We start from the raw sequence: 10,863 nt of genomic DNA, 5'->3' as shown, positions 1-10,863 counted from the left end.
CGGCGGGCATGCGTGCAACGGAACCGAATACGTGGCGCACGGCGCCAGGGGATATGCGAGAGATGACGATGCGGGGGAGTGAAATGGGTGTGGACCGGCAGCGCGAAAATTCATCGCGCCCGGCGAGCCGCGGGCGCCGCCTGGCACAGTGGCTGGTGCTGTTCACCGCCCTGACGCCGGTCGGGCACCTCGCGGCCCAGACGGTGCTTGCCGGCAACTATGTCGTCACCCAGGCCACCGACACGGGCAATACCGGCGCCGCCGGCTCGCTGAGCTGGGCCATCGCGCAGGCCAACGCCAATCCCGGCTCCACCATCACCTTCAGTTCGTCGCTCGCGAACACGACGGTGGTGCTGGGCGCGCCGCTGCCGGTCATCAGCAGCAGCGTCACCATCGACGGCAGCGGCGCCTCGGGCCTGACGATCAGCGGCAACAACCAGAACCGCGTCTTCTTCGTGAATGGCGGCACGGTGGCGGTCGAGAACCTCACCATCGCCAATGGCAGTGCCCAGGGTGGCGCCGGCGCCTCGGGCGGCGGCGGCGGCATGGGCGCGGGCGGCGCGATCTTCGTCAATGCGGGCGCGGTCGCCGTCTCCAATGTCAACTTCGCCAACAACAGCGCGACCGGTGGCACGGGCGGCAACGTCACGCGCGGCCCGGGCAGCGCGGGGGGTGGCGGCGGTGGCCTGGGCGGTTCCGGCGGACGGCCGGCCGACGCGGCGGGCGGCGGCGGCGGCTTCAGCGGCGGCGGCGGCGGCGCGGGCGTCTATGACGCGAGCGGCGTCACCCCCATCGGCGCGGCCGGCGGCGCGGGCAATGGCGGCGCGGGCGGCGCAGGGGGCGGCGCGGGCCTCGCCGGCAGCACCGGCGTGAACGGTGCGGGCGGCGGCGCCGGCTATGCCGCCGCCTCGGGCGGCGGCGGCGGCGGCGGCGGTGCCGGCGCCGGCCAGGGTGGCGCGGCCTATGATGGTGCGGGCTGGGGCGGCGGCGGCGGCGGCGGCGGCAACGGCTTCCCGGCCGGCACGGCCGGCGCCGGCGGCTCCGCCTTCAACCCGGGTACCGACGCGGCCGGCTATGGCGGCGGCGGCGGTGCCGGCCATGGCGGCACCAGCGGCGGCGACGGCGCCGATTTCGGCGGCGGCGGCGGCGGCGCCAATGGCAATGGCGGCAGTGGCGGCTTCGGCGGCGGCGGCGGCGGTGGCTCGCAGTCCTCGGCCGTGCTGGCCTTCGATGGCGGCGCAGGCGGCTTCGGCGGCGGCGGCGGCAACCGCGCCCTGGGCGGCGTCGGCGGCGGCGCCGGCGGCTCGGACGGCTCGGGCGGCGGCGGCGCGGCCTTCGGCGGTGCGGTCTTCGTGCGGGACGGCGCCTCGCTGATCATCGGCGCGGGAGACTTCTCCAGCAGCGCCGTCACCGGCGGCACGGCCGGCTCCACCGGCGTGATTGCCGGCACGGCAGGCGCCGCGGCCGGTTCGGACCTCTTCCTGATGAGTGGCTCCACCGCCCGCTTCGCGCCCGGCGGCGGCAACACGACCACGGTCCGCGGCACCATCGCCGATGACAGCACCGCCAGCGTCGCGGCCGGCCAGGGCTACACGGCCGGGACCGGCGCGGGCGCCGCGGTCGCGGTCGCGGTGGAAAGCGGCCTGGTGGTCTTCCAGAGCGCCAACACCTATGCCGGCGGCACCACCATCTCCGGCGGCACGCTGCAGATCGGCAATGTCTCCTCCCTCGGCACCGGCGGGCTGGTGCTGAGCGGCGGCGGCGCGCTGCAGGTGGACGTGGACGGCTATGACCGCAGCGGCCCGGTCGCGCTCGGCGCCGGCGGCGGCATCATCGACACCTTCGGCCATGACGCCACGGTTTCCGCCGCGATCTCCGGGATCGGCGGCCTGGAGAAGACCGGCGCCGGGACGCTCACCCTCAACACGGCCCAGGCCTATTCCGGCCCGACCACCATCTCGGGCGGCACGCTGAACCTCACCGGCGCGGCCGACATCGCCACCTCATCCGGCGTGGCGCTCACCGCCGGCGGCACGGCGCTGGACATCTCCACCGCCTCCGGCGCGCGTGGCGTCCAGACCCTGGACGGCGTGGCGGGCAGCAGCGTGGCGCTGGGCACCAACACCCTGACCGTGGCGGATGGCGGCAGCTTCGCCGGCAGCATCGCGGGCGCAGGCGGCCTCACCATTGCCGGCGGCACCATGACGCTGGCGGGCGCCAACACCTACACCGGCGCCACCCTGGTGAACACCGGCACGCTGGCCCTGAGCGGCGCGGGCGACATCGCCGCCTCCTCGGGCGTGACGCTGGCCGCCCCGGGCACGCGCTTCGACATCGCCGCGGCTTCCGGCACGCCGGCCGTCCAGACGCTGAACGGCGTGGCGGGCAGCGAGGTGGCGCTGGGCGCCAACACCCTGGCCGTCGCGGATGGCGGCAGCTTCGCCGGCACCGCGGCAGGCACCGGCGGCCTCACCGTCGCCGGCGGCACGCTGACGCTGGCGGGCGCCAACACCTACACCGGCGCGACCTCCGTCACCGGCGGCACCCTGGCGCTGGACGGCGCGGGCGACATCGCCCCCTCCTCGGGCGTGGCCCTGGCGGCCGCGGGCACGGCGCTGGATATCTCCGCCGCCTCCGGCGCGCGCAGCCTCCAGAGCCTGAGCGGCGCGGCGGGCAGCGCGGTGACGCTGGGCGCCAACAGCCTGACGGTAACCGGCGGCGGTAACTTCGCCGGCGGCATCGCGGGCACCGGCGGCCTCACCGTCACCGGCGGCACGCTGACGCTGGCGGGCGCAAACATCTATACCGGCGCGACCCAGGTGGAGGCGGGCACGCTGGCCATCGCCGGCGCCGGCTCGGTGGCCTCCTCCTCCGGCCTTGTCCTGGCGAATTCCGGCGCGGCCCTGGACATCAGCGGCGCCACGGACGCGGTCGCGCTGAACACGCTGAACGGCGTTGCCGGCAGCGGCATCGCCCTCGGCGCACAGCAGCTCCGGGTCCTCAATGGCGGCGTCTTCGAGGGCACCGCCGGCGGCACGGGCGGGCTGGAGGTGGCCGGCGGCACCCTCACCCTCAATGGCGTCAACACTTATACGGGCCTGACCTCCGTCAGCAGCGGCGTGCTGCTGCTGGGCGATGCCGAGCACGCCATGGCGCGGACCGGCGGCGATGTCGGCGTCGCCCCCGGTGCGGGCCTTGCCGGCACCGGCACCGTGGGCGGCAGCCTCGTCAATGCCGGCGTCGTGGCGCCGGGCATGGCCGGGGCGCCAGGCACCCTCACGGTGGGCGGCAACTACGTCCAGACCTCCAGCGGCACGCTGCAGGTGGCGCTGACGCCCAGCGCCGCCTCCACCCTGACCATCGCCGGCACCGCCTCGCTGGACGGCGGGCTGAGCATCATCCCGGCCAGCGGCCCCTATGCGCCGGACAGCCTCTACACCCTGCTCACCGCCTCGGGCGGCGTGACCGGCAGCTTCGCCACCCTCGCCGGCAGCATCGACGGCATGGAGCTGATCACGCTCTACAAGCCGAACCAGGTGGACCTGCTGCTCGCATCGCTTCTGGTGGACCAGTCCAAGCCGATCTTCACGCAGGACGATGCCGCGGCCCGCGCCCCGGCCATCGTCTTCGCCGGCGGCACGCTGCAGCCCACAGCCAGCGTCACCTTCACCCAGCCCGTGGTCGTGAACAGCGGCAACGGCATGGTGGACACGGCCGGCGGCGACGTCACCTTCGCCGGCGCCGTCAGCGGCGTGGGCGGCCTGACCACCCTGGGCAGCGGCGGCGTGAACCTGACCGGCGGCGCAAGCCTCGGCGGTCCGCTGGTGATCAGCGGCGGCACCTTCTACGCCAACAGCACGATCCAGGCCGCCTCGCTCGACGTGCAGTCCGGCGCGACGCTGCGCGGCACGGGCACCGTCGCGGCGCCGGCCACGGTCGAGGGCACGCTGGCGCCGGGCAACAGCCCGGGCACGCTGACCTTCACCGCGCCGGTGACGTTGTCCGACGGGGCGACCTTCGCGCTCGACATCGACGGCACCGGCACGGGCAGCGGCGCCGGCAACTACAGCCGCGTCGTCGTACAGGACGCCACCTTCACCGCGGCCGGCACCATCACGCCGATCCTGCGCGGGATCGCCGGCTCAGCCACCAACGCCTACACCCCCTCGGTCGGCACCGGCTTCACGGTGGTGCAGGCGGCGGCGGTCGAGGGCTCCTTCAGCGGCCTCGTCCAGCCCGAGGGGCTGGCCACCGGCACGCGGATGGACGCCGTCTATCTGCCCACCAGCCTCAGCCTCTATGTGACGCCGGGCTCCTACACCCAGCTCTCCCTGCTCGGCGTCCAGCAGACACCGAACCAGCTCTCGGTCGGCCGGGCGCTGGACGCGCTGCGGCCGGAGCCTGGCGTGCGCGCGGATGCCGAGATCGAGGCCGGCCTGGCCGCCCTGTTCCCGCTCAACACGGCGCAGGTGCAGGACGCCACCATCCGGCTGGGCGGCGCCATCTACGGCGATGCGCTGATGGCCGGGGTGGACAACAGCCGTCTCTTCGCCGGCGCGATCAGCGACCAGCAGGCCGCCCGCCGGGCCGACGGGGCGGTGACCAGCCGCGCCCTGACCGTCCAGCAGGGCCGCTTCACCACCTGGATCAGCGGCCTCGGCCAGACCTTCCACACGGGCGCCAAGGACGGCACCACCGCCTACCACGCCTCCAGCGGCGGCGTGGCGGTCGGCCTGGAGACCGGGCTGGGCAGCGGCTTCAGCCTCGGCCTCGCGGCCGGCTACACGGCGGGCAGCGTCACCTCCTCCGCCACTGGCGGCGAGGCGGACACCAGCACCGGCCATCTGGCGGCCTATGGCAGCTATACCGGCCCGCGCTTCTTCGCGGATGCGCAGGTCAACGGCAGCTTCGGCCAGATGGATGTCGACCGGAACCTGGGCGCGCTCGGCATGACGGCGCATGCCTCGCCCTCCATCACGAGCTTCGGCAGCGGGGTGGATGCGGGGCTGCACTACACGCTGGGTGGCTGGACCCTGCAGCCGGGCGTCGGCTTCCGGATGGACATGGTGGACCGCGACGGCGCCACCGAGAGCGGCGCCGGCGTGCTGGGCCTGAATGTGGACAGCGAAAGCGTGACGGCCACCCGCAGCACGCTCGGCCTGCGCGCCAGCACCAGCCTGCCGCTTTCCTCCGGCATGGTGCTGACCCCGGCGGTGCGCCTGCAATGGGCGCATGAGTTCGGCGATGTCGCGACCGACACCGGCGCCACGCTGATCGGCGTGTCCTCCGTGCCGATCCAGACCGCCACGGCCGCCACCGGGCGGGACCGCCTGCTCGGCGGCCTCGGCGCCAGCCTGACGATCAGCCCGCAGGCCTCGCTGTACCTCAACTACAGCGTGGACCTGCGCACCAACTACACTGGCCAGGCCGTCAGCGGCGGCCTGCGCTGGGCCTGGTGAGCGCGGGCCGGGGCGCCGCGCGGCGCCCCGGCCCCACCCTGCCGCCTCTGCATCCGGCGCTGCCTCGCCGCGCGTCGGGAGTTCCTGCTGGACAAGGCAGGGCAGCGACGGCAGATGACGCCGCGTAGGGGCGGCCCGCCTGTGTCCGCCGCGCCCCCACGCTCCCCCGGCGCTGCCGGACGACGTTTTCTCCCTGTTCTTGCAGGCGCCCGCCTTCCCACGCGGTCCGCGCCAGGAGTGCCGCCCCATGGCCGATGCCTCCCCCGCCTCTTCCCATCCGGCCCCGCAGCCCGCCCCGCAGCCCGCCCCGCAGCCCGCCCCGCAGCCCGCCCCGCAGCCCGCCCCGGGCATGCCGCCCCTGTTCGGCCGCGTCGAGCCGCTGGACCCCGCCCGCCATGCCGGGCTGCGGCTGGACCGCGCCGCCGGCCTCAGCTTCGCCGCGCGCGCCAATGCCGTGCCGCTCAGCATCGTCGAGCTGCCCTTCGCCGCCCGCCACTTCCCGATCGTCTTCGCGAGCGGCCCGCTGCCCATGCCGCTGGCGGTGCTTGGCTACCGCACCGGGGAGAACCTGTTCGTGGACGACAAGGGCGGCTGGCGCGCCGGCACCTACCTGCCGGCCTATCTGCGCGCCTATCCCTTCATCTTCCTGCAGGCGGAGGGCAGCAACCAGCTGCATCTCGGCATCGAGCCGGACGCCCCGGCGCTGCACACCGGCTCGGGCGACCTCCTTTTCGAGGATGGCAAGCCCAGCGCCTTCCTGCAGGAGATGCTGCGCTTCTGCTCCGACTACCGCGCCAGCCTGGAGGAGACCCAGCGCTTCGCCGCAGCCCTGAAGGCGGCGGAGGTGCTGGAGCCGCAGGAGGCGCGCGTGGAGTTCCGCAGCGGCGGCAGCGCGCGGCTGAATGGCTTCCTGATGATGAACACCAAGCGGTTCGAGGAACTCGCGGACGACACCATCCTGGAGTGGCGCCGGCGCCACTGGCTCGGCGCCGCCTATGCCGTCCTGCATGCCAGCGGCTCCTGGAGCAGCGTGCTCCACCTGGCCGAAGGCAAGCCGGCCTGACCCGCGCCCCGACAAGACCGAGGATGCCCCCGATGACCAAGGCGCCGCTCATCCTGCTGTCCGCTGCCGCCCTGCTCCTGGCCCTGGCCACCGGGCCGGCGGCCGCGCAGTCCTCCCGTCAGGCGCCGGCCCGGCCCGCGGCGCCGGCCGCCACACCCGCGGCTCCCGCCGCGCCGGTGCCGGAGCGCACCTCCTCCAGCTACGGCGACTGGGTCGTGCGCTGCGAGAACCGCGCCGCCGAGGGCACGACGTCTGCCAGCCGCATCTGCGAGATGGCGCAGGGCGTGCAGAACCAGCAGCAGCAGCCGATCGCGCAGATCGCCGTCGGCCGCCTGGCGCGCAGCCAGCCCTGGCGCCTGATCGTCGCCGTGCCCGCCAATGTCTTCGCGCCCGGCGCCACCCGGCTGCTGCCGGAGGAAGGGGGACAGCCGGTACCGCTCCAGCTCCGCACCTGCACCCCCGCCAACTGCACGCTGGAGGCGGAGCTGACGGAGGCGCTGCAGCGCCGCCTGCGGAGCCGCGAGGGCGGCATGGGCCGCATCGAGTACAAGCTCGCGAACGAGAGCGACATGTCCATCCCCGTCTCCTTCCGGGGCTTCGGCACCGCCTTCGACGCGCTGCAGCGCGAGCCGGGCTGATCCTCGCGGCCGCCGGCGCGGGAAGCGGGCAGAAAAAAGATGGAAGGTCTGGGGAGAATTCCTTCCCCCCGGCCTTCCCCTCGGCCTTCCTCCGGGAAATATGCACCCGATGATGACCGGCCTTTTCCTCGACCTCGATGGCGTTCTGGCCGATTTCGACCGTGGCGTTCAGGCGGTGACCGGCAAGCGGCCGGAGGAGCTGCCGCTGAAGACGATGTGGTCCGCGCTCGCGCGGGCGCCCCGCTTCTTCGAGACGCTGGAGTTCATGAAGGATGCGGAGGCGCTCTGGCGCTTCTGCGCACCGCACCGGCCGACCATCCTGACCGGCCTGCCGCTCGGCGCCTGGGCCCCGGAGCAGAAGCGCCGCTGGGTGGCGCAGATGCTGGGGGCGGAGGTACCGGTGATCACCTGCATGAGCCGGGAGAAGCCGCGCTGGTCCGGCCCGGGCTGCGTGCTGGTGGACGACCGCGCCTCGCTCCGCGAGGGATGGGAGCGGAAGGGCGGCACTTTCATCCACCATGTCTCGGCGGAGCGTTCGATCGCGGCGCTGCGCGGCCTTGGCTTCACGGGCGAGGCCGCGCAGGGCTGAGAAAGAGGCGGGGCTCCAGCCGCACCCGGCGCCGCCCGAGGGGCGTCCAGCCATGCTCCTGCAGCACGGCATTGCTCTCCACGGGCCGGCGACCCGCCGCAAGCGACCAGGTGATGTGGTAGGTCAGGCCATCCGGCCGGCTTGTGGTGCCACCGATCTCGAGCACGAGCGCCTGTATGCCCGCACCGTCATCGGCCAGGCCGACGACAAAGCCCTCCGTCTCGCGCGGCAGAGGAAAGCCGGCCGGGACGCCGAACCTCAGCGTGACATGGTGCGCGAGGATGCGGGGATAGACGGCCGGGCGAGCGGAAAGCAGGCTGGCGCGATCGGCCGGGTCGAGCAGCCAGCCCGCGAAGCGCCGGGGCATCGCACACCCCGCTCTCCGCGAGGCCGGCTCAGTCCTTCTTCACCGGCTCCTGCGCCTGCTTCTTACCACCCTGCGGCCCCACGATGGCCGCCTGCCCGCCGACTTCGTTGTTGTACATCTTCTCCGGCACGGGGCGCCTGGCCTGGGGGTCCGCCTGGTCCTTGTTGACGTCATGCGGCCCGACATTGCTGGGCCGGGCTGTCTCGTAGCGTTTCCGGTCGTCCATTGTCTCTCCTCCGCCTCCACTCGGGCCTCCATTGGGGCGGCCAATCACCCGGGGTAAGGGCGCGACGAGAGGGCCCGTTGCAGGCCGGAGCGTCACATGCCCGTGCAGCGCCCTTCCGCCGGGATGCAACATCCCCCGCCCTGAGCCGTTTGCCGGAGGGCGGGAGATCCGGGCAGCGCGGCCATCGGCCTGCGCGGTGGAGCCCGGAGATGACGCAACACGCCAGGGAGCAGCCATGAAGCCGCACGCCCGGTTCAACCTGAGCTACTGGATGGCCGCCCTGCTGGGCGTGCTGCTGATCCAGTATTTCCTCGCCACGTACCAGGGCGTTGCGCCGATCCCCTACAGCCGCTTCGAGCAGCTGCTGCATGACGGCAAGGTGGCGGAGATCGGCGTTTCCGACCGCTTCATCCAGGGCAGGCTCAAGGAGCCGCTGCCGGGCGGCGAGACGCGCTTCACCACCACCCGCGTGGACCCGGACTTCGCGCAGGAGCTGCAGCAGTACAACGTGCAGTACACGGGGCAGATCGAGAGCACCCTGCTGCGCGACCTGCTCTCCTGGATCGTGCCGATGGCGCTGTTCATCGGCATCTGGATGTTCATGCTGCGGCGCATCGGGCGCGGCATGGGCGGGCTGATGCAGGTCGGCAAGAGCAAGGCCAAGATCTATGTGGAGAACGACACCCAGGTGCGGTTCGACGACGTCGCCGGCGTGGACGAGGCGAAGGACGAGCTGCGCGAGGTGGTGGACTTCCTGCGCGCGCCGAAGGAGTACGGCCGGCTCGGCGGACGGATGCCGAAGGGCGTGCTGCTGGTCGGCCCGCCCGGCACCGGCAAGACATTGCTCGCCAAGGCGGTGGCCGGCGAGGCCAAGGTGCCGTTCTTCTCCATCTCCGGCTCCGAGTTCGTCGAGATGTTTGTCGGCGTCGGCGCCGCCCGCGTGCGCGACCTCTTCGCCCAGGCGCGCGAGAAGGCGCCGGCCATCATCTTCATCGACGAGCTGGACGCGATGGGCCGCGCCCGTGGCGTGGGCGGCTTCGGCGGGGGCAATGACGAGAAGGAGCAGACGCTGAACCAGCTCCTGGTCGAGCTGGACGGCTTCGATTCCTCGACCGGCCTGGTGCTGCTGGCCGCCACCAACCGGCCGGAGATCCTCGACCCCGCGCTGCTGCGCGCCGGCCGCTTCGACCGCCAGGTGCTGGTGGACCGGCCGGACAAGAAGGGCCGCATCGACATCCTGAAGGTGCACATGCGCAAGGTGCAGCTTGAGCCCGGCACCGACCCCGAGAAGGTGGCGGCGCTGACCCCCGGCTTCACCGGCGCCGACCTGGCGAACCTGGTGAACGAGGCCGCCCTGCTGGCGACGCGCCGGCAGGCACAGGCGGTCAACCTGGCCGACTTCAGCAACGCGGTGGAGCGGATCGTGGCGGGGCTGGAGAAGCGCAACCGGCTGCTCAACCCGCGCGAGCGGGAGATCGTCGCCTATCACGAGATGGGCCATGCGCTGGTGGCGCTGGCCACCCCGGGCGCCGACCCCGTGCACAAGGTCTCCATCATCCCCCGCGGCGTCGGCGCGCTCGGCTACACCATCCAGCGCCCGACCGAGGACCGCTTCCTGATGACCGCGCAGGAGCTGGAGAACAAGATGGCCGTGCTGCTCGGCGGCCGCGCCGCCGAGTGGATCGTCTTCGGCCATCTCTCCACCGGCGCCGCCGACGACCTCGCCAAGGTGACCGACATCGCCCGCTCCATGGTCACCCGCTACGGCATGACGAAGCGGATCGGCCATGTCTCGCTGGAGAAGGACAGCCGCTCCTTTCTCAGCCCCAATCCGCTGGCGGGCGGCGCGCAGGAGCGCGCCTATTCCGACGAGACGGCGGCGGCGGTGGATGAGGAGGTGCACGATATCGTCCAGCGCGCCTTCGAGCACACCGTGACCATGCTGAAGGAGCGGCGGGAGACGCTGGAACGCACCGCCCATGCCCTGCTGGAGCGCGAGACGCTGGATGAAGCACAGTTGCGCAGCCTGGCGGGACCGGCACCGGCCCATGCCGCCGTGCCGGGCGCAGGGGGCTGACCCAGGCAGGCGCAGCGACGGAGGGAGAGCCACCTCCGGCGCTGCGGCTTCCGCGGCGGCGCCGCGCTATCGCTTCTCGTGGCGGGAGGCATGGTGGTCGCCGTGCTCGTGGCGTTCCATCGTGTCCCGCCCGATGATCTTGTTGAACAGGCCGTCCTTCTCGTAGAGCAGGGCCAGCCTGCTTTCGTCAAACTGCCGGAAGAACTCGTCCCGGGAGATCTCGACGAGCGCGCCATGCTCCGACTGCTTCGACTTCGGGAACATGATGCGCAGGATTCCGGTATCGCCGCCCTTGTGCGTGCGGTCCACCGCTGCCGGTTTGCCGCCGTGCGCCTCGGCCCATTTCCGGATGGTGGCGTGGTCGGTGGCGGCGTCCGCCATGGCTTCCACTCCCGCTTCGGCGTTGCGCCTGACCAACCGGGGCTCCGCACGAGGGTTCCCCGA

8 protein-coding genes are annotated in these 10,863 nt (G+C 73.1%); 5 read left to right on the top strand and 3 right to left on the bottom strand.

Annotated elements, in window-relative coordinates; genetic code table 11:
* Positions 1-68: 68 nt before the first annotated feature.
* The 4 genes from QMO56_RS06250 to QMO56_RS06235 all read left to right on the top strand — a co-directional run bounded on the left by QMO56_RS06250 (position 69) and on the right by QMO56_RS06235 (position 7,749).
* Positions 69-5,459, top strand: a complete 5,391-nt coding sequence (locus QMO56_RS06250; RefSeq protein ID WP_283524213.1) for an autotransporter domain-containing protein — start codon at positions 69-71, stop codon at positions 5,457-5,459.
* Between the two features lie 247 nt (positions 5,460-5,706).
* Positions 5,707-6,522: a SapC family protein gene (locus QMO56_RS06245; RefSeq protein ID WP_283524211.1), complete on the top strand. Its 816-nt coding sequence runs from the start codon at positions 5,707-5,709 to the stop codon at positions 6,520-6,522.
* A gap of 32 nt (positions 6,523-6,554) precedes the next feature.
* A complete protein-coding gene (locus QMO56_RS06240) occupies positions 6,555-7,160 on the top strand; it encodes an invasion associated locus B family protein (RefSeq protein WP_283524209.1) in 606 nt (201 codons plus the stop codon).
* 109 nt (positions 7,161-7,269) lie between these two features.
* On the top strand, positions 7,270-7,749 hold the full coding sequence (locus QMO56_RS06235; protein ID WP_283524207.1) for a hypothetical protein: 480 nt from the start codon (positions 7,270-7,272) through the stop codon (positions 7,747-7,749).
* On the opposite strand, the gene QMO56_RS06230 is transcribed toward QMO56_RS06235, so the two are convergent.
* Positions 7,724-8,116, bottom strand: a complete 393-nt coding sequence (locus QMO56_RS06230) for a hypothetical protein (RefSeq protein ID WP_283524206.1) — start codon at positions 8,114-8,116, stop codon at positions 7,724-7,726. The genes QMO56_RS06235 and QMO56_RS06230 overlap by 26 nt on opposite strands.
* 28 nt (positions 8,117-8,144) lie before the next feature.
* Positions 8,145-8,342, bottom strand: a complete 198-nt coding sequence (locus tag QMO56_RS06225) for a hypothetical protein (RefSeq protein WP_283524204.1) — start codon at positions 8,340-8,342, stop codon at positions 8,145-8,147.
* Positions 8,343-8,577: 235 nt separating this feature from the next.
* Between QMO56_RS06225 and ftsH the strand changes: the two genes are divergently transcribed.
* A complete protein-coding gene (ftsH, locus tag QMO56_RS06220) occupies positions 8,578-10,419 on the top strand; it encodes an ATP-dependent zinc metalloprotease FtsH (protein ID WP_283524202.1) in 1,842 nt (613 codons plus the stop codon).
* A 66-nt stretch (positions 10,420-10,485) separates the two neighbouring features.
* On the opposite strand, the gene QMO56_RS06215 is transcribed toward ftsH, so the two are convergent.
* Positions 10,486-10,800 carry a hypothetical protein gene (locus tag QMO56_RS06215; RefSeq protein ID WP_283524200.1) on the bottom strand — a complete coding sequence of 105 codons (315 nt, stop codon included), beginning with the start codon at positions 10,798-10,800 and terminating at the stop codon, positions 10,486-10,488.
* Between the last annotated feature and the right edge of the window lie 63 nt (positions 10,801-10,863).

It is taken from the genome of Roseomonas sp. E05, assembly GCF_030063475.1.
Lineage (GTDB): Bacteria > Pseudomonadota > Alphaproteobacteria > Acetobacterales > Acetobacteraceae > Pseudoroseomonas.
The sequence above is the reverse complement of the archived record's forward strand: the minus strand, read 5'-3'. Positions and strand labels throughout refer to the sequence as shown.